The following is an 18,628-nucleotide window of genomic DNA, read 5'->3' as shown; positions in this document are numbered from 1 at the left end:
TTTATAAGTGGTGAAGTGGGGACGAAGAAGGCTAGGTGAGCCAGGCGTTGGTTGTCCTGGTACTTGCATGTAGGGGGGAAGACTTGGCAAATCCGGTTTTCCATAACTCTGAGGTGCGAAGTGGTTCTGACCTTTTGGTACAGAGAAGTCATTGATGCCCGGCTTCCAGGAAAAGCTGCTAGCCATAACTTATAGAGAACCGTACCGCAAACCGACACAGGTGGACAGGTAGAGAATACTAAGGCGCTTGAGAGAACTCGGGTGAAGGAACTAGGCAAAATGGTACCGTAACTTCGGGAGAAGGTACGCCCTTTCTGGTGATGGGATTTACTTTCAGAGCTGGAGAGGGCCGCAGAGACCAGGTGGCTGCGACTGTTTATTAAAAACACAGCACTCTGCAAATTCGTAAGAAGACGTATAGGGTGTGACGCCTGCCCGGTGCCGGAAGGTTAATTGATGGGGTTATCTTCGGAGAAGCTCTTGATCGAAGCCCCGGTAAACGGCGGCCGTAACTATAACGGTCCTAAGGTAGCGAAATTCCTTGTCGGGTAAGTTCCGACCTGCACGAATGGCGTAACGATGGCCACACTGTCTCCACCCGAGACTCAGTGAAATTGAAATCGCTGTGAAGATGCAGTGTACCCGCGGCTAGACGGAAAGACCCCGTGAACCTTTACTATAGTTTTGCACTGGACTTTGATGATGACTGTGTAGGATAGGTGGGAGGCTGTGAAGTGAGGACGCTAGTTCTCATGGAGCCGACCTTGAAATACCACCCTGTTGTTATTGAGGTTCTAACTTGGTCCAGTAATCCTGGATGAGGACAGTGTATGATGGGTAGTTTGACTGGGGCGGTCTCCTCCCAAAGAGTAACGGAGGAGCACAAAGGTACCCTCGGTACGGTCGGACATCGTACCAAGAGTGTAAAGGCAAAAGGGTGCTTGACTGCGAGAGTGACGGCTCGAGCAGGAACGAAAGTTGGTCTTAGTGATCCGGTGGTTCTGAATGGAAGGGCCATCGCTCAACGGATAAAAGGTACTCCGGGGATAACAGGCTGATACCGCCCAAGAGTTCATATCGACGGCGGTGTTTGGCACCTCGATGTCGGCTCATCACATCCTGGGGCTGAAGCAGGTCCCAAGGGTATGGCTGTTCGCCATTTAAAGTGGTACGCGAGCTGGGTTTAGAACGTCGTGAGACAGTTCGGTCCCTATCTGCCGTGGGCGTAGGAAAATTGAGAGGAGCTGCTCCTAGTACGAGAGGACCGGAGTGGACGAACCTCTGGTGCACCGGTTGTCACGCCAGTGGCATGGCCGGGTAGCTAAGTTCGGACGGGATAACCGCTGAAAGCATCTAAGCGGGAAGCCTCCCTCAAGATGAGTTTTCCCATGAAGCCCGTTGAAGACTACGACGTTGATAGGCAAGGTGTGGAAGCGCAGTAATGCGTGAAGCTAACTTGTACTAATTGGCTGATTGTCTTGACCATATAATCTGAGTGACTTCAGAATAAAATGTGACATTGATTTGAATACGTACAACGTATCGTGTAAACTCTGACTCTTTACCAAACCTGTGGCTTGACAATACAACTCAAAGCCCCAGGTAAACCAGTTTTCCTGGCGACTATAGCGATTTGGAACCACCTGATACCATCTCGAACTCAGAAGTGAAACATTTCCGCGCCAATGATAGTGTGAGGCTTCCTCATGTGAAAGTAGGTCATCGCCAGGGTTTTATTCCTTATAGCGGCTTCCACGCCGCTTTTTTTATCCGCATGATTTTTCTATTAATTAAATGCTATTGACCAAAGTAGAATCTGATAGCAAAATATTTCCTTTTTATTAGTAAGCATGACATTATTTTAGAGCATTCCAGTTCAATAGTATTGATAGAAAATGCTTGTTGTTACAATCTTGGTTTAAGGGATAGGCTGCAGACTTTAATGTTAGTACAAGACATTCGTAGGTTTCTTGATGAATTGGGGGAATCGAAAACTATTCTTCCCTGTGATAAAAGATTATCTACTATTTTACAAGAGCGTTTCTCCCATAGAGAGAGTCAGGAAGAGTTAACCTCTGATGATGTTCAATTTGTTTTGCAGTGTTTTAGTGAGCGCTGGATGCCTGACTCAGAGAGTGATTACCTGCTTTATCCTTCTCGGCCAAACCAGGTTTGGATCAAATTGGCCCATGAGATAGAGCCATTCGCAGATAAAAGTTATTTGCAAATTTTACTGCCCCACATAACCAATCATTTTGATTTTAATAATTTAACTCCACTAACTGAAACCGTTCGATTGGAAAATTTTTATCTTGGATATGATGGGAAAACTTTATATAGAAAAAGAGGATTATGTGAGCGTTTGCTTGATAATCAATTTGAGTTATCCACCTGCAGAACACTAAAAACCAAGCAATTTGAACCAATTACTGTTGAAGAATTAACAAGGTTATATAAGGGAAAATATTGCAATGGAGAATTTTCGATTGATAAAGAAAAATTTGATAATTTTTGGGATTTTCTATACAAAAAAACTTTTCCCCGAATGCAATCGAAAGGTCAAATTCCATTAGAAGTACTTCCTCACCTGCTTATGTTAATTGAAAGTTACTATCATTTAAAAAATTCTGGAGCAGATATTAAATTATTTACAGCAGAGGTTCAGAAATTTTTTAAAATATTATATCAGTTTGAATTAGAGAATATTAATTTTCTCTATGGAGTTAAAATTTTATATCATGGGAAAGAGGTTTATCTATTAGAGCTTTTTATTTTAATAAATATGGCGCAATCTTATGGTGTAGACGAACAGTTAAAAGCCATAGCAAGTTGGTTGTATCAATTTAACCCCACATTAAAAGTCGTAAATAAGGAATTATTATCTTTATATACGGAATTGGACTCAAAGAAGCTGTTAGAAAAACATTTAGGAGAAGGAGTAGAAACTAGAAAAGATAATTTGATGTATCGTATTAAAACTTTTCTGGTTTCATTATTTGTTACCCCATTCGAAGTTTTTCCTTTTTCAGGTAAAACAATCAGTTTTTGGGATATAAAAAATGTAATCTTCTCAGAAGGAGAAGAGATCTATAATCAGTTTGCTCCTTTCTTGATGACAAATAAGTTAGACACTTTAATTTCAATCTATAAGAAGACAATAGATGAGCACATTATCCCTTGCCAGAAGAATAAACATATTTGTAACTGGCTGACCCACTACCAATCAACGCTGGATTGGTACCAGTTGGTTGAGACCGGTGATTTATCTAAAATGGATGTTTATTGGTTTGAACCAGAGTTATTATTTCATGTTTTAGTACATTTTAGATTGATTAATAAATCATTCGGTGAAAAAATTGTTAATTTTTTAGATGAATTAATACATACTTATGCTCAAAACAATAATGAATTGCAGATTCAACTGAGAGTTAATATTTTATTTGCCAAGTTCTTGAGGGGGATGGATGAACAGCAGAGACGAAAGTTAATTTTAACTTTGTCATTGTTTGATCCTGTAGATGCTAAAAGTAAATTTTTAACAAACTGCATTAATTATGTGATAAATCGATTAAGTCAAATTAGTATGCATCAGTTAGACAGTTCCCCTAATTTTTTTAGCACTTATCAATGCATAGATAGTAAGAAATTGTTAATTAGTAAAACAGATGTGAAGCAAGTGAGCGCTATTTTAGAAGCGTTTAAAGAAATGCTTCATTCGTTAGAGGAGCGTTGTAATCCTGAGCAATTGGAAAATATGCTTATATATCTGCGAAATATAAGCCGCCCTATTTTGACGGTGGCGGAAATAGAAGAGGCGCAACAATCAGCACGAGTTATAGATTATATAGGTGCTCCGACCTGACTCAATTAACTAGCATTATTATAATCCTTTATTGTGCATTTTGATCTCATCAGGTTAATAAACATTTTTGTGAAGTTAGTGTCCCTGGTGTTTGATTTATTCCTGATCGTTAATAAAATTCGATTTTCTAGACCGGTGTAAGCAAATCTTGCTCAAGCGTGTGATTTAGATTATAATTTGCACAATTTGTCTCATATGTGGTTTAAAAAATTATAATATGTCAAATGTAATAGAACTTGCTTTAAGAAACGCGGCGCTTGATAGGACAAAATTTCTAAGTCATGCACAGAAAATCGAATTTCTAAGTGGTTATGATGGCAGGTTTGTTGAAGGATTAATATCATTAGAAATGATAGACAATATTGATGAATATGTTGCTTCTTTAATGTATGTTAAAATGACTGGCAAATACACTCAAGAGGAAAAAGAGCAATTAGCAGATACTATATTAACCATCAATAATGAACGATTGGTTTCATGCCAGCATCGCTTTCCTCAATTATACCAAAAATTAATGCAAGACCAATTTTTATCTACCTTCTTTTCAAATACGCATTTACTTCCCAATATTACCCCAGGCACAAATAATCAATCTTATGTAACAGTAAGTACTAATAATAAAATGAAGATGGAGTCAGCGAAGTTATACGGGCATTATGAATATTATCAATGTGTTGTTGCTTTAGTGACTCAAGTTGACGGTTCACAGTATTTTTATCATTTGAATCCAAACCGTATCTTTGGCGATTACATGGGAAGTACGCCCTTGAAATTATCAGATAGTGAACTTAACGATGTAAAGGATATAACCTTTATCCTTCACCCGAGAAGTATGGTTGATTATCGCGAATTGCAAAGATTGCAAGAGAGAAATATTGTTTTTAAAACAGTTATGCTATCCGTGGGGGCAAAGTCGGTATCGCTTAGTTATGATACAGATAAAGACTTATTGACGGTTAATAATCTTGAGGCAGGACAAACTGTAACTTATGGCAACCTGCTACGAACACCCAAGTATAATAGATATCAATATACACCAGAACAATATTTCATGGCTCAACTATGTAGAGGTCAAACATGGGCGGAAGCACTTGAGGAGGCATTGGATAAATATATTGCCACAAGACAAGAAGGTGCGACCTGGTGGGATCTTAAACCATTATTTTTTAATCAGGAGGCTACGAAAAATAATATGATTGTTGCTGCGCGAATCAAAGGGGAAGTTGAAGCTGGTGCTACATCATTTGATTTTGCGGGGGTAACCAGGAATGGCTTACTTGATCAATTATTAACTACTGCTGTTGACTATCAATTAGAATACCAGCGTGGATTGCAAAACGCGATGCTTCCAGCTCTATCCCCAACAACAAGTGTTGCGCTACGTTGATAACTGCTTATCCATTTGAGGAATAGCCTTTTGTTTACTCTTTTAAATTATTAAACTGAGCACATAATTTTATAAAGTTTTCATATCTTTGGGTTGAAATCATCCCTTTATTTAGTGCGTCAATGATCGCACATTGGGGGGTATCAATATGTGTACAGTTGCGGAATTTGCATTGGGACAAATAAGGCTTGAATTCTTTATATCCTTGAGCAATCGTAGAGCAATCAATATCCCATAAGCTGAATTCCCGAACACCTGGTGAGTCTATCAAGGCGCCACCACTTGGGAGATGATAATAGCGTGAATTTCTTGTAGTATGTTTGCCTAACTCTGAAACCATAGAGATCTTATCGATCGCAATATTTTGCTCATGTGGCAATAAACTTGAAATCAATGAAGATTTTCCTACCCCTGATTGACCAACAAAAACACTGATTTGATTATTTAGTGCTCTTTTTAGTGGTACTGTTGTGTCTGGCATTTGATTGCTGGCCATAATGACGGAATAGTTTAATGATTGATACTCTGCTATGAGTCGATCCTGAAGTGTTTGACAAGGAAGATCAATTTTATTGAGAACGATGACCACGTGCAATTGAAGTATTTCTGCCATGATCAAATAACTGTCCAGTAATGGCCAACTGATCTCCGGTTTTGGCGCAACAACTACAACCAGCTGAGTGATATTGGCTGCAACAGGTTTCTTTAATCCTTTCTGACTGGGTCTTGCTAACACGCTTCCCCTGGGGTAGATGCTCACAACCACCCCTTGTTTATCACCTTCTATCTGCCAGATAACTCTATCACCAGCAACCAGTGTGTCAAGATTAGGCCTGATAGAACAAAGAATTCGCTTTCCTTCATTGTCTTCAATTTCTGCATGCCTGCTAAATCGAGTAATGACTAAACCATCAGCAAGGTTATCAGACTGATTTCCCATGCTTTCATGGTAGTTTTTCTGGATTTTAGCTATACGAGCAGATTGCTGCTTATTGATTCGTCTTTTACTCATAGTGCCAATCTATACTATAATTGATGCGATTAATAATACAGTATGAAGGTAAATCATATTTAATGAAAGTCTACTTGGTAGGTGGCGCAGTTCGTGATCGATTATTAGGAATTCCTGTCCAGGAACGGGATTGGGTCGTCGTCGGAGCAACGCCGGACGAATTATTAAAAAGAAAATATAGGCAAGTTGGGCGGGACTTCCCCGTTTTTTTGCATCCTGAAACGAAAGAGGAATATGCATTAGCAAGAACAGAGCGTAAATCAGCTCCAGGATATTATGGGTTTATTTGTGATTTTAGTAAGTCTGTCACGTTGGAAGAGGATTTGGCGCGACGGGATTTAACGATTAATGCCATGGCTATGGATGAACAGGGAAATTTAATTGATCCATATCATGGACAACGAGATCTCGAAGAGAAATTATTACGTCATGTGTCTCCAGCTTTTGCAGAAGATCCTGTTCGGGTTTTACGTGTAGCTCGTTTTGCCAGCCGGTTTCATCATCTTGGATTTAGAATAGCAAATGAGACACGTTTATTAATGTATTCAATGGTTAAACAAGGTGAATTAGGTCATTTGATTCCTGAGCGTGTTTGGCAAGAATGGCAAAAAAGTCTTGAAGAAAAAAATCCCGAACAATTTATTCTATCTTTACGAGCCTGTGATGCATTAAGAGTGGTTTTGCCAGAAATTAACTCATTATTTGGAGTGCCTAATCCGCATCAATATCATCAAGAAATAGATACGGGTATTCATTCATTAATGGCATTAAGGGTATCATCTACACTTAGCGAAGAACCATTAGTTCGATTCGCTGCTTTGGTTCATGATTTGGGCAAAGCGTCTACACCAATTCAGGATTGGCCTAAGCATCATGGACATGAGGAGGAAGGTGCCAGGCTAATTCGAGCTTTATGTACTCGTTTGCGCATCCCTAATGATTATCGAGATTTGGCTATTATAGTGGCACGTTTTCATTTGAATATTCATCGGGTATGCGAATTGCGTCCAAACACAATAGTCAAGCTTTTGGAGCAGGTAGATGCTTTTAGAAGACCTCAATTATTTCATAAATTATTAATTGCCTGTCAAGCGGATGCCGAGAGTTGTGGCAAAACAGTGATCTATCGCCAAACTCAATTATGGAATGAAATATTATCGGAATGTGTTAAAGTGATACCACAAATTTTTATCACACAAGGTTATGAAGGTAAAGCGATTAAGGAGGCCATGCATCAAAGTCGTGTGGCTTGTGTAGAGCAAATTTTGACTTCTTGGAAATCAAATGAAAAATAATCAAAATTTAATTTGGATTGATTTGGAAATGACTGGTCTTGAGCCAGAACAAGATAGGATTATAGAAATAGCCACTATTGTAACGGATCCGCAACTTAATATTCTCGCAGAAGGACCTGTCATAGCAGTATCTCAACCTAAAACTCTTCTTGACCGTATGGATGCATGGAATACAAGACAACATAATCAGTCAGGATTAGTGAAGCGGGTATTAGAGAGTGATGTCAGTGAATCCCAGGCAGAACAATTAACTATTGAATTTTTAAGACAGTATATTGATAAGGGAAAATCACCCATGTGTGGCAATAGTATTTGCCAGGACAGGCGTTTTTTATATAAATATATGCCTGAGTTAGCTGCCTATTTCCACTATCGGAATTTGGATGTCAGCACATTGAAAGAGCTGGCGCTACGTTGGCGTCCAGAATTAATGAATGGAGTAATTAAGGAATCAAAGCATCTTGCTTTGGATGATATAAAAGATTCAATCAATGAGCTGATTTATTATCGACAGCATTTTATTCATTTGCCGGAAGTACAAAATGACAATTAGAGAACGTTTGGAATTACCTGATGGTGCTAAAAAATTATTACTTCATTCCTGCTGCGCTCCTTGTTCAGGTGAAGTGATGGAAGCGCTAATTTTTTCCGAGATAGACTTTACTATATTTTTTTATAACCCCAATATTCATCCTCTCCAGGAATATGAAATAAGAAAGGAAGAGAATGTTAAGTTTGCCCAAAAGCATAGTATTCCGTTCGTTGATGCCGATTATGATAAAGAAAACTGGTTTGCTCGAGCTAAGGGATTAGAATGGGAACCAGAAAGAGGCAAGCGCTGCACAATGTGTTTTGATATGCGATTTGAAAGAACAGCGCTCCATGCACATGAGCATAGTTTTCCTGTGATCAGTAGCTCTCTGGGTATTTCACGTTGGAAAGATATGAACCAGATTAATGATTGCGGGGTACGGGCAGCAAGTCATTATCCTGATTTAATCTATTGGACTTATAACTGGCGTAAGAATGGCGGCTCTGAAAGAATGTACGAAATTGCCAAAAGAGAAGCGTTTTATAAACAAGAGTATTGTGGTTGTGTTTATTCTTTACGAGATACGAATGCTTGGCGTAAACAAAATACAAGAGATCGCATTAAAATTGGAATTAATTATTACTCTAAAAGTCAGGGCGAAGGAGAATTATGAGTAAGCATTCGCATGATGGAGGACATCACCATCATGATCATGGAGAAGTGACTTATGATAAGGCTTTTATAATTGCAATTACTGCGAATGGGCTTTTTGTTGTGATGCAGATTATTTTTGCCTATTTAGCGAATTCTACCAGTTTGCTGGCGGATGCTTTTCATAATTTAGGTGATGTAGTTGGACTGATTTTGGCATGGATAGCAACGGGATTAATGAAACGAAAACCTACCCATAAGGCAACTTATGGGTTTAAAAAAACTTCTATTTTAGCGGCATTGGCGAATGGCGCGTTATTGGTGTTTACTTGCGGGATTATAGCGTCAGATGCGATGTATAAGTTATTTTCACCGACAGAAATTCAAGCTGTTTCTGTGATGATAGTGGCTGGTATTGGTATAGTCGTGAATTTCTCTACAGCGCTCTTGTTTTTGCGGGGTTCTGATGATCTTAATATTCGAGGAGCTTATTTGCATTTATTTTATGATGCATTGATCTCGGTAGGCGTTGTTTTGTCGGCGGCTTTGTTATACCTGACAGGTTGGTTATGGATAGATCCCATTGTTGGGCTATTAATCGCCGTAGTGATTTTAAAGGGGACCTGGTCATTATTTGCTGATAGTTTCAGATTAATTATTGATGGTGTTCCCCGCGATATATCCTGGATTAAAGTCAGTGATTTTCTTCTGGCTATACCTGGCGTAAAATCTATTCATGATTTACATATTTGGGCAATCAGTACGAAAGAGAATGCACTTTCCGTTCATTTATTTATGCCCGAGCAGTCATTATCTGATGATTTGCGTAGAGAGCTGGTTGAAAAATTAAAGCATGATTTCAGCATTCAGCATGTCACTATTCAGGTTGAAAAAACAGAAACGGAATGCAATGACGCATGTCATAATCCCAGGATAATTATTTAGGATAATTCATCTTTTGTTATCAACTCCAGACCTTTTTTATAACAAGAGCCACTGGATAAGGGATCATTTAGTTTTTCGTGGAGCTTGCCAAGCTCTATAAATGCTGCAGGGGTAGGGTTTAGCTCAATAGACTGTTCAAGATAATGTTTGGCTTTTCCCCATAAATGTCGAGAGAGGCACATTCTCCCTAAACATAGGTACAATGCGGCTGAGTGAGGATTTTTTTTGAGTAATGATTCAGCAAACAATAATTGATTTTCTTCACCAGGAAGTAGGCTATAAAGCTCAATTAATCTGTTATCTAACTCTTTGCGGAGGCATCGCCTTAAATGATATTCTGCCTGATCGTAATTCTGATTCTTAATCAGAAAGCGGGCATATTCTGCTGTAATCGCTGTATCGTTAACTAGCGTCTTTGGCAGCGCCTGATATAATTTGGCAATGCCTTCTGATTGATTGTGTTTTGCCAAATCAATCATGGCTTGCAAATAAGTATTCTGTTGTAATTGTTCAAAAGCTTGATCTGGAATAATATGATTCTTTTTTAAATCAGGTAAAAGAGCAATCAACTGTTGCCAATCTTTTATTTCTTCATAAAGATTCATTAATAATTTTAAGACATAAGGATGGCGAGGTGCTAAATCTTGAAGGTGTTTCAATGTGGCTAATGCCTGTTCCCATTGGTGATTGGCCAATTGTAATTGTGCCTGGGTTAACTCAACAGCAATTTTCGCTTCCGGCATAGACTGCTGTGCTTCCCTAAGATAATGATCGCGAAGATTGCTGTCTCCCATTTTTTGAGCAGCTCTCGCTGCTGTTAAATAGTTAAGTAATGGAGTGTCGGTGTTTGGCAGGGCTTGTATTAAATGATTTTTTGCTTTTTGCCAATAGCCCTCACTGTATTCAATGAGTCCCTTTCGAGTCGTGGCTTGAGCTTTTTGTGCCAAGCGTCGTGAATGCCATTTATTTATCATACCTGGCATTCTTGTAATTTTATTGCAAAGTTGAACCAGGCCATAGATTAAAGAAAACAGAAAAAACAAACCAAAAACAAAGACCCATAAGGTAGTTTCAATAGTCCAGTTATTAATAGCTATTAAGACATAACCTGGATCCTTATTGAGTTGAATACCAAGGAACACAGAGAGTAGTAAAATAATAAAAGCAAACAGAACTCGTATCATTCTTAATTTTCTCCTTTCTTGCTGTTTGCTTGATTGACCTGTAATTCTTTATTGTCAATCATTTGATTGATTAGTGGGATGGCTTGTCCAACGGCAGGTTTTTCCTGAGTTAATTTTACATTTTGCAGAGTGGACAACTGTTTAATCAAAACTGCGGTGTTGTGGGAGGATTCATTAAATACTCTTTTAAGGTTCGTAATAGCCTGATTTAAAGTGAACTGGTAGACTGCGGGATTATTATTTAAAATGGCCCACTGCGCCTCCTGAAGGTTAAGACGGATATTTTCTTTTATTGCAGATTCATATAAAGGAGATATAAGTGGTTGAATATTTTCATTGTGGCGACGAATAATGACCAATTTCTCCAGAAAGTTCATACTGTCTTGCAAACGACTTCGCCATCCAGTTTTGCCAGACTCTCCAGAATTGGCGAGATGGTTTAGCATTTCCTGTTGATCAACCGCTGATTGAATAGAAAGATTACTGATAGCCGTTTGGGCGGCATCCAGTTGGCTTAAGATCCCTGTGATATCAACAACAGAAATTGATTTTAATTGAGCAATTTCTTTGGCAATTGTCTGGCGAATGGTAAATATTTGGGGGATACTCATGCCTTTCAGCAGATCATCAGCTTGCTGTAAAAGTGCAACAGAGGTATTAAAATTATCACTCCAATGAACATTAATTTGCGCTAATTCAAGATAATAACGTGCTTTTAAAAGGAGCCAATCATTATTTTGATACAATTTTTGTTTCATTACTGTTTGTAACTCTTTATTTAAGCTATCCACTTTATTTGTTAAATCGCTCTGGATCTGCTGAAGATGATTGGCATTGTTATCAAGGAATTTTTGGACTGTATTTTGATCTGCTTTTATTCTACCCAATTCATCAGTTAATTTTTTGTTTTCAATAAGCTGATGGTTTTGAAATTGTTTTTCCAATTGAATGGAATAAATGGAAGCGATGATAGCGAGGACAGCCAAAAGCAATGTCAAGCTGATTATTAAGGATAGGTATTTACTGCTGAAGAAAGGGGCTTTCACTTGTTGGTTGATGTTGGGATCAACTTTAGTTGTTTGTTGCGTTTGAATTATTTTTTTCTGTTCTTCATTGCTATTGGCCATGGATTAATCCTTATAGTCAAATAACGTACCTATCATCCTTTCTGGATGGCTAATAAGAATCTTTTTAATTCCAAATAAAGAAGCTACCTTTGCAAGTCGGTCACTAATGACCAGGCAAGGTTTGTTTTGTAACCACATTTGCCCCTCTATGCTAAACATTTTAAAAAGATTATGTATGGACTGCTCACTTGTTAACAGTATAATGTCCACCAGGTCATCGCGCCACAGAGAATTAAGAAATTCTTGGTCGATGACTGGCATGACTCGCTTATAGACTGATAGAATACATAGCGTTGCCCCCTTAAGCATTAAATATTCTTCAATCAGTTGCCTCCCTCCTTCTCCTTTCACAAGCAGAATCGCCTGATTTCTTATTTGTTGCAACGAATTGAGAGTCAATAAATGCTCGCTGTCAGGTAACTCGGGGATATCGCTAACCTGGATATTGAATTCATCGAGCACTTTTGAGGTTCCTTTACCAATAGCAACTACTCGGATGTTATTTGGCCAATTGATTCTTTTGGAAGTCAGTTCCATCATGAAATAACGAACTGCATTTGGACTGACAAAAATTGCCTGATTTACTGAAGTCAAATCAGGCAATTTATTTATCCAATTGGTTTCAGATGCCACTATTTCCATCGTGGGGCAGTCGATGGGTATTCCACCAGACTCGACAATTTTTTTATTAAGTATTTGTGCTTGCTCCCTTGGTCTGGTATTTAATATGCGAAGACCGTTAAGTGATTTAGTCATGATGATACCTTACCCAGTAAGGTCATTGCACCTTTAGTCATTAATGACTCAGTACATCTGTCTGCAATGATTTCAGCTTCTTCCATTTTCCCTTGTTGCTTATCATTAATGGTTTGAGATCCATCCAGGTTAAGTACTTTTGCTCTCAAAAGGAGGAGGTTTTCCTCAGTAATCGAACAATACACAGCAAAGGGTATATGACAATTACCTCCCAATTTAGCGTTGACTTGCCGCTCGGTATGGACACAAAGAGCAGAAATTGGATCATTTAAGCCATGAATCAGTTCCTGGATTTCCAAATCGTCAGTTCGACATTCAATACATAAAGCGCCCTGACCGCAGGTAGGCAGCATAATGTCATCGGGGATGAGTTGCGTGATGTGATGTGCTAAGCCCATTCTTTCCAAGCCGGCAGCAGCAAGAATAATAGCTTGATACTCTCCTGACTCCAGCTTGCTAAGTCTTGTATGGATGTTGCCTCTTAATGTTTTGATTTGCAAATTGGGTTTGTAAGCTAATAATTGAGATTGACGTCTAAGACTTGATGTACCAATAATTGCGTTTTGGGGGAGAGCATCCAGACTTTTAAATTGGGGGCTTATTAAAGCATCAAAAGGGTTATGTCTTTTGCAAATGGCAGCCAACGAGAGTCCATCCGGGAGTTGTGCTGGCATGTCTTTAGTCGAATGAACCGCCAAGTCCGCTCTTTTATCCAATAATGCTTCTTCTAACTCCTTAACAAATAACCCTTTCCCTCCTGCGGATAATAATTTATCTTTAAGAAATCGATCGCCAGAGGTTATCATGGGTAATAACTCAATGCTCAGATTTGGACATTGTTTTAAAAGCATTTCTCGTACATGATTAGCCTGCCATAGTGCAAGAGGGCTCTGTCTGGTTGCAATTCGTATGATTTTTGCGCTCATGGAATAGACGGTTTTTGTTCTTTAAACAAGGATCATAACATTGATTCCGATGCAAAAAGAACCCCATTGATCTAATAGATAGGCAAATCTTGTCAAGTCATTTATTTATAAGTGAGTATTCCATACCTATTTGAGAATTAGATCATATCTCATGCATAATTCCTCTATTTTATGTTAGGCTTTTCCGGTGTATAAACTGGTGAAAATCAAGAGTTTTTTAGCTTGATTTAAGGATAGGGAATGTCGCAACTAAAAAAAATAGTGAAACATTTAGATGAATCAATGCAGCGTAGTTTGTCTAATTCCGCCCATCAATTGGTTGCAGTAGGAGCAATAGCTTTTGTGGGGTTTCCTTTATTTTATGTTATTTGGGCTTTCTGGTTACCTCAGCCTTACGAAAACCTTCCACTCCGTCTTATTGGAAGCCTTTTAGGCCTGGGATTGATGCTTACTCCTTATTGGCCATTAAAATGGAAGCAATATTTATCTTGGTATTGGTTTCTAACTCTTTTGTTTACTTTGCCTTACTTTTTTACTTTTTTATTTTTAATGAATCACGCAAGTGTTATTTCTGCCATGTCTTTGCTGTGTGGTGTATTTTTACTTGTATTGCTCGTTGATTTATTGAGTTTATCCATTGTGCTAATACTGGGGTTTAGTTTAGCTTTGGTGAGTTATTATCTCTATTCTCCGCAAATGTATTTTGGGGAAGAACACATACAAATGACATTGGTGATTATTTTTACCATTATTGCGGGCTCTACTTTAAATTATAAAACAGCCATGTTACAACAACAAAAGTTAGCTGGGATGGCTGCGGCGGCGGGTATGATTGCGCATGAATTACGTTCACCATTGTTAGGGATAAAGAGCGGTGCTCAAGCTTTAGTTCAATATCTGCCAAGATTAATTGAGGGATATCAATTAGCTGAAAAACAAGGGCTAATCTCTTCTCCTTTGCGTGAAAGATTGTTATTGCAGCTTGGAGGAGTCAGTAATCGAATTGTTAGTGAAATTGACTATGCGAATACGATCATTGATATGTTATTAGTTAAGGCAAGTCGCGATAATATTTTACAAAATTGTATATTAGAGACTTGTTCTATCGCAGAATGTTTGTCCGAGGCTATCACCAGATACCCATTTCAGTCACCAAGGGAAAGAGCATTAATCACATGGGCTGGTGATTTTCAATTTAAAGGCTCCAAGTTGTTAATGCAGCATATTTTATTTAATTTAATAAAAAATGCGCTTTATGTTATCGCAATGGCCCAGCGTGGGGAGATTAATATTTGGACCGAGTCTGGCGATAAGTATCATTATTTATATTTTAAAGACACAGCAAAAGGAATGACCAGACAACAATTAAACCGATTATTTAATCATTTCTACACCACTACCTTTATGGGAACAGGCATTGGTTTATCTTTTTGTAAATTGGTTATGAATGGATTCGGTGGTGATATTGTTTGTGATTCTAAAGAGGGAGAATATGCTTTGTTTAAATTGAGCTTCCCAATCTCAGTTTAAAGCGGGTTTTCTATTGAAAACCCCTTTATTCAATCCCAAAAATAGACTGTCTAAATTGAATGTGGTCTTTCCTGTGATTCTGTTCTGCTAGAGTTTGACAGTTTTTACTGAGATAGCGATAAAGATGTATGTCCAACCAGTGACAATCAATTCAATCGCAATAAAAAGTCCAATGATCCATAGCCCGCTAAAAGGCCATTGCATTAGAATTAATATCCCAAGAACAATGGCGGTGATTCCAGCCAATAACAACCATCCCCAGCCTTTGGAATCTTTTAAGGCAAAAGCCATAATCATTCTTGTTAGCCCAATGACAATGAGGACTGCTGCCAGAAATGCTGTGATGAGAGTGGATGCTAAAAACGGGTCATACAAGACAATGCACCCCGCCGCAATATACAATACTGCAATAAGCGCTTGCCATATCATTCCTTTCCATTCTTTGTATTTAAACACGTCTATAATGTGACTTATTCCTCCAACAATTAATAAGGCACCAAAAAAGAACATACTTACCAGGGTTAGGCCAACTACCATTCCAAGCCCCACACAGCCTAGAATAAGAAAGAATATTCCAAATCCTAAAATCCAACCCCAGTTTCGTTTTAACTCATTCACTGGAGGTTGGTAAAAATCTTGTGAATTAGCCATATCAATATCCTTTTTTTGATTACTTAGCTGAGGTAAGGTGCCTATTAATAATATAGACTTATATTCAATAACTTGTCTAATTTTAAGCTTTGGTTTGAAGAGTGTTTCCCTTGAATATTCACTGCAAAAAAGCCCGATGTATATAAAACGTAAATAATTTGGTTATAATAAACAATCATGATACTTTATTCACAAGCTAGCCAGGTTCTGATGATAGGGCCATAGGTTATTAATAGTTCATAGAAAGGATATAACTTTGGAACGTTTTGCTCAGGAGGAGCTATGCAACATTTCTCAATACCTACCTGTTACTTTCCAAGTACTGCGGTTTTTGTCGACGACAGTCGGGATTTCTTGCTTAATTTCGTATTGCAGCTTGATGAAGGTTTGGCATACCGTGTATTTGATTCGCCCTTTGATGCTTTGGATTGTATTAAACAAAAGCGATGTGAACTTGAATTATTGAGTGAACGTTGCATCAGTGAATACACAGAAGCGAAAAACTGCCCACTAACTAATCATACTATTAACCTTGATTTGGCAGCTATTCATGCAGAAGTTTATAATTCTCGACGATTTTCTGAAATTTCCGTAGTGGTTGTCGATTATGCAATGCCAGGCATGGATGGATTAGAGTTTTGCAGGCGAATCGAAGATACTAATATTAAAAAAATATTATTAACCGGACAAGCAGATGAGAAGCTGGCAATCGCTGCTTTTAATGAAGGATTAATTCATAGATACATTAAAAAGAGTGATCCGAATGTTGCCAGTCTCATTACTCAAAGTATCCATGATTTGCAGTTACAATATTTTCAAAGCATGTCTGATATGATTGTACGTATGCTTTCGGTGACATCACCAAATTGTTTACATGACAAAAAATATGCTGAATTATTCTGGCGTTTGTGTAGGGAAAAAGGAGTTGTTGAATTTTATCTGGCCGATAACTCAGGCAGCTTTTTGATGCTGGATGATGATGCCAATATCAGTTTTTTAATCGTGAAAAACGAAGCGGATATGCAGTTACACTATGATTTGGCTTTAGATAACGGAGCAAGTGGAGATGTATTGGACCAATTGCATAATGGAGAAAAAATTCCTTGTTTTTGGCAATCTAATTTAATGGCACCTCAATGGAATGAGTGGTCGAATTGTTTGGTTCCTGCCCATCGATTTATTTCTGATGAAACCTATTATTATGCTTATGTGCAGGGGGCTGTTTTATTTGATGTACGCTTGGATAAAATTCTTTCCTATCATCAATACCTGGAAGAGTTGGATGCAGAAGAAATGTTTCTGAATTAATAGGAATTCAATATAAAGGGCACATAATTCTTATTTATAAATGGTAACTGTTTAAAATGAGCAGCCAATATTTGAAAATCCTGTTAGTTACCCTTAAACAAAGGTATTTCGGGCTTTTTTCTTGCAAGTCTGGCCAGGCACTCAATAACTCTGAGCAAGTCCGATTTCTCGTGATGCGCACTGATCGATAAACGAATCAGACATTTATTTTTGGGAGTGGCGGGTGAACAAAACACAGATCCAAAGAGGTCTTCTTTTTCTAGCTCATCCCTTAACCAGAGGGTATTAGCCTCGCTGCCTGTAACTAAAGGGATTATTTGAGATCTACTCCCTCCTATATTAATTCCTTGGTATGATAAGGCTTCTCGTAAAAAATCAGCATTGGTTTGTAATTTTGTTCTTCTCCATTCTTCTTGAGTAATAATTTCTAATGATGTGCTAAATCCTGCTAAATCATGAGGCATTAAAGCAGAACTAAAAATAGAAGGCAGAGATGAATATCTGATATATTCTATAAGTTGACTATCCCCTGTAATGATGCCGCCACGTCCTGAAAAGGCTTTGGCCAGGCTTGCTGTTACGATGTCTATTTGGTTTGATAATCCCAGTTTAGCCACCATCCCCTTGCCTTGCGGCCCATGCGTACCTAATGAATGAGATTCATCGACGATGAGTAAGCATTTGAATTTTTTTGCAATGTCTGCATATTCAGCCAATGGACTAATTGTGCCCAGCGTACTATAAATAGAATCTACCGCAATAATTCCTGAACCATGGTGTTCAATTCGTTTTTTTAGTGAATTGATTGAATTATGTCGAAATGGTATAGGTTTGGCCCTTGCTGCCTTTACCCCAGACCAAAAAGACATATGAGCATAAAAATCCAGATAAACTGGTGTATTGTATTTAGCCAGGGTTTGTATGAGACCGACGTTAGCGCCCCAGCCCGATTGAGTAAGCAGAGCCGCTGAATAATTTAGAAAGGAACTGAATTTTTTTTCACATTGGTTGAGCAAGAAAGAGTTATGGTTTAAAAATACAGCAGATTGCATTTGACCATTACCATATTTTTGCATCGTAGCAATTTGAGCGTTAATTAATTGCGGATGTTGACTGATGTTTAAATAATCATTGCTCGAAAAAATCAGTGAACTTGTGGTCGGGGTTTTGCCGTTGAGGATGTGTTTTCCCTGCCAGGATTTATTGACTCGCTCCTCGTAATATTTTTCCATGGAATTATTGATGAACTCAGGATAAGCATGGCTTAGATGCTTTTCTTTTCCATTGATATTTTGAGGTTCGTTATCAATTGTTTGGTATTCTGTATTGCTCATCCATAACTCAGATTCTTTTCCCTTGTGTGCAGTTTAGCACAACGATCGATAGTGATAGGATCTTTTCGGTAAAAGTCCAGGTATTAATTTCAATATACAAGTTCTGATGTTATAAATCGTTGGGTTTG

At 38.2% G+C, this 18,628-nt stretch carries 15 protein-coding genes and 2 rRNA genes (1 of these 17 running past the window's edge); 10 read left to right on the top strand and 7 right to left on the bottom strand.

Features of this window, described 5'->3' with window-relative positions; all coding sequences use genetic code 11:
- The 4 genes from OQJ02_RS13715 to OQJ02_RS13700 form a co-directional block, all read left to right on the top strand.
- Positions 1-1,486: ribosomal RNA gene (locus tag OQJ02_RS13715) — 23S ribosomal RNA — on the top strand (it extends 1,407 nt beyond the left edge of the window).
- Between the two features lie 129 nt (positions 1,487-1,615).
- Positions 1,616-1,731, top strand: a 5S ribosomal RNA gene (gene rrf, locus OQJ02_RS13710).
- Between the two features lie 211 nt (positions 1,732-1,942).
- Positions 1,943-3,862 carry a hypothetical protein gene (locus OQJ02_RS13705; RefSeq protein WP_265719546.1) on the top strand — a complete coding sequence of 640 codons (1,920 nt, stop codon included), beginning with the start codon at positions 1,943-1,945 and terminating at the stop codon, positions 3,860-3,862.
- Positions 3,863-4,079: 217 nt separating this feature from the next.
- On the top strand, positions 4,080-5,249 hold the full coding sequence (locus OQJ02_RS13700; RefSeq protein WP_265719545.1) for a type IV secretion protein Dot: 1,170 nt from the start codon (positions 4,080-4,082) through the stop codon (positions 5,247-5,249).
- 34 nt (positions 5,250-5,283) lie between these two features.
- Here the strand turns inward: OQJ02_RS13700 and rsgA are convergent, their stop codons facing one another.
- Complete coding sequence (gene rsgA / locus OQJ02_RS13695; RefSeq protein ID WP_265719544.1) at positions 5,284-6,261, bottom strand: ribosome small subunit-dependent GTPase A; 978 nt, start codon at positions 6,259-6,261, stop codon at positions 5,284-5,286.
- A 62-nt stretch (positions 6,262-6,323) separates the two neighbouring features.
- On the opposite strand from rsgA, the gene OQJ02_RS13690 reads away from it, so the two are divergent.
- From OQJ02_RS13690 to OQJ02_RS13675, 4 genes are read left to right on the top strand one after another with little or no spacing between them, the layout of a single operon-like run.
- On the top strand, positions 6,324-7,556 hold the full coding sequence (locus OQJ02_RS13690) for a multifunctional CCA addition/repair protein (protein ID WP_265719543.1): 1,233 nt from the start codon (positions 6,324-6,326) through the stop codon (positions 7,554-7,556).
- Positions 7,546-8,109, top strand: a complete 564-nt coding sequence (orn, locus tag OQJ02_RS13685; RefSeq protein ID WP_265719542.1) for an oligoribonuclease — start codon at positions 7,546-7,548, stop codon at positions 8,107-8,109. Before OQJ02_RS13690 ends, orn begins: the two co-directional genes overlap by 11 nt.
- Entirely contained in the window at positions 8,099-8,761 is a 663-nt protein-coding gene (locus OQJ02_RS13680) for an epoxyqueuosine reductase QueH (RefSeq protein WP_265719541.1), read from the top strand. The genes orn and OQJ02_RS13680 overlap by 11 nt, the downstream gene beginning before the upstream one ends.
- Entirely contained in the window at positions 8,758-9,684 is a 927-nt protein-coding gene (locus OQJ02_RS13675; protein WP_265719540.1) for a cation diffusion facilitator family transporter, read from the top strand. Before OQJ02_RS13680 ends, OQJ02_RS13675 begins: the two co-directional genes overlap by 4 nt.
- Here the strand turns inward: OQJ02_RS13675 and OQJ02_RS13670 are convergent.
- Genes OQJ02_RS13670 through hemC form a run of 4 tightly spaced genes read right to left on the bottom strand, consistent with a single transcriptional unit; the run spans position 9,681 to position 13,677 of the window.
- Positions 9,681-10,868 carry a heme biosynthesis HemY N-terminal domain-containing protein gene (locus OQJ02_RS13670; protein WP_265719539.1) on the bottom strand — a complete coding sequence of 396 codons (1,188 nt, stop codon included), beginning with the start codon at positions 10,866-10,868 and terminating at the stop codon, positions 9,681-9,683. The two genes, OQJ02_RS13675 and OQJ02_RS13670, sit on opposite strands and share 4 nt — an antisense overlap.
- A gap of 2 nt (positions 10,869-10,870) precedes the next feature.
- A complete protein-coding gene (locus tag OQJ02_RS13665; protein WP_265719538.1) occupies positions 10,871-11,995 on the bottom strand; it encodes a uroporphyrinogen-III C-methyltransferase in 1,125 nt (374 codons plus the stop codon).
- Between the two features lie 3 nt (positions 11,996-11,998).
- Positions 11,999-12,751, bottom strand: a complete 753-nt coding sequence (locus OQJ02_RS13660; protein WP_265719537.1) for a uroporphyrinogen-III synthase — start codon at positions 12,749-12,751, stop codon at positions 11,999-12,001.
- Complete coding sequence (hemC, locus tag OQJ02_RS13655) at positions 12,748-13,677, bottom strand: hydroxymethylbilane synthase (RefSeq protein WP_265719536.1); 930 nt, start codon at positions 13,675-13,677, stop codon at positions 12,748-12,750. The genes OQJ02_RS13660 and hemC overlap by 4 nt, the downstream gene beginning before the upstream one ends.
- 240 nt (positions 13,678-13,917) lie before the next feature.
- Here hemC and OQJ02_RS13650 point away from each other — a divergent pair, with 240 nt between their 5' ends.
- Entirely contained in the window at positions 13,918-15,207 is a 1,290-nt protein-coding gene (locus OQJ02_RS13650) for a sensor histidine kinase (protein ID WP_265719535.1), read from the top strand.
- An 87-nt stretch (positions 15,208-15,294) separates the two neighbouring features.
- On the opposite strand, the gene OQJ02_RS13645 is transcribed toward OQJ02_RS13650, so the two are convergent.
- Positions 15,295-15,858 carry an HdeD family acid-resistance protein gene (locus OQJ02_RS13645; protein ID WP_265719534.1) on the bottom strand — a complete coding sequence of 188 codons (564 nt, stop codon included), beginning with the start codon at positions 15,856-15,858 and terminating at the stop codon, positions 15,295-15,297.
- A 282-nt stretch (positions 15,859-16,140) separates the two neighbouring features.
- Here OQJ02_RS13645 and OQJ02_RS13640 point away from each other — a divergent pair, with 282 nt between their 5' ends.
- Positions 16,141-17,166: a response regulator gene (locus tag OQJ02_RS13640; RefSeq protein ID WP_265719533.1), complete on the top strand. Its 1,026-nt coding sequence runs from the start codon at positions 16,141-16,143 to the stop codon at positions 17,164-17,166.
- Between the two features lie 83 nt (positions 17,167-17,249).
- Here OQJ02_RS13640 and lqsA read toward each other — a convergent pair whose 3' ends face one another.
- Positions 17,250-18,500: a quorum-sensing autoinducer LAI-1 synthase LqsA gene (lqsA, locus tag OQJ02_RS13635; RefSeq protein WP_265719532.1), complete on the bottom strand. Its 1,251-nt coding sequence runs from the start codon at positions 18,498-18,500 to the stop codon at positions 17,250-17,252.
- Between the last annotated feature and the right edge of the window lie 128 nt (positions 18,501-18,628).

Source organism: Legionella sp. PATHC032 (assembly GCF_026191185.1).
In the GTDB taxonomy this organism is placed as follows: Bacteria; Pseudomonadota; Gammaproteobacteria; order Legionellales; family Legionellaceae; genus Legionella.
This window is presented reverse-complemented; position numbering and strand designations above follow the sequence as displayed.

What these genes read in the sequence shown, in the direction of transcription:
- OQJ02_RS13680 (WP_265719541.1), top strand. Translation starts at nt 8,099, where the DNA reads ATGACAATTAGAGAACGTTTGGAATTACCTGATGGTGCTAAAAAATTA.
- OQJ02_RS13670 (WP_265719539.1), bottom strand. Translation starts at nt 10,868, where the DNA reads ATGATACGAGTTCTGTTTGCTTTTATTATTTTACTACTCTCTGTGTTC.
- rsgA (WP_265719544.1), bottom strand. Translation starts at nt 6,261, where the DNA reads ATGAGTAAAAGACGAATCAATAAGCAGCAATCTGCTCGTATAGCTAAA.
- OQJ02_RS13660 (WP_265719537.1), bottom strand. Translation starts at nt 12,751, where the DNA reads ATGACTAAATCACTTAACGGTCTTCGCATATTAAATACCAGACCAAGG.
- OQJ02_RS13645 (WP_265719534.1), bottom strand. Translation starts at nt 15,858, where the DNA reads ATGGCTAATTCACAAGATTTTTACCAACCTCCAGTGAATGAGTTAAAA.
- OQJ02_RS13700 (WP_265719545.1), top strand. Translation starts at nt 4,080, where the DNA reads ATGTCAAATGTAATAGAACTTGCTTTAAGAAACGCGGCGCTTGATAGG.
- OQJ02_RS13665 (WP_265719538.1), bottom strand. Translation starts at nt 11,995, where the DNA reads ATGGCCAATAGCAATGAAGAACAGAAAAAAATAATTCAAACGCAACAA.
- OQJ02_RS13705 (WP_265719546.1), top strand. Translation starts at nt 1,943, where the DNA reads ATGTTAGTACAAGACATTCGTAGGTTTCTTGATGAATTGGGGGAATCG.
- OQJ02_RS13675 (WP_265719540.1), top strand. Translation starts at nt 8,758, where the DNA reads ATGAGTAAGCATTCGCATGATGGAGGACATCACCATCATGATCATGGA.
- hemC (WP_265719536.1), bottom strand. Translation starts at nt 13,677, where the DNA reads ATGAGCGCAAAAATCATACGAATTGCAACCAGACAGAGCCCTCTTGCA.
- orn (WP_265719542.1), top strand. Translation starts at nt 7,546, where the DNA reads ATGAAAAATAATCAAAATTTAATTTGGATTGATTTGGAAATGACTGGT.
- OQJ02_RS13690 (WP_265719543.1), top strand. Translation starts at nt 6,324, where the DNA reads ATGAAAGTCTACTTGGTAGGTGGCGCAGTTCGTGATCGATTATTAGGA.
- OQJ02_RS13650 (WP_265719535.1), top strand. Translation starts at nt 13,918, where the DNA reads ATGTCGCAACTAAAAAAAATAGTGAAACATTTAGATGAATCAATGCAG.
- OQJ02_RS13640 (WP_265719533.1), top strand. Translation starts at nt 16,141, where the DNA reads ATGCAACATTTCTCAATACCTACCTGTTACTTTCCAAGTACTGCGGTT.
- lqsA (WP_265719532.1), bottom strand. Translation starts at nt 18,500, where the DNA reads ATGAGCAATACAGAATACCAAACAATTGATAACGAACCTCAAAATATC.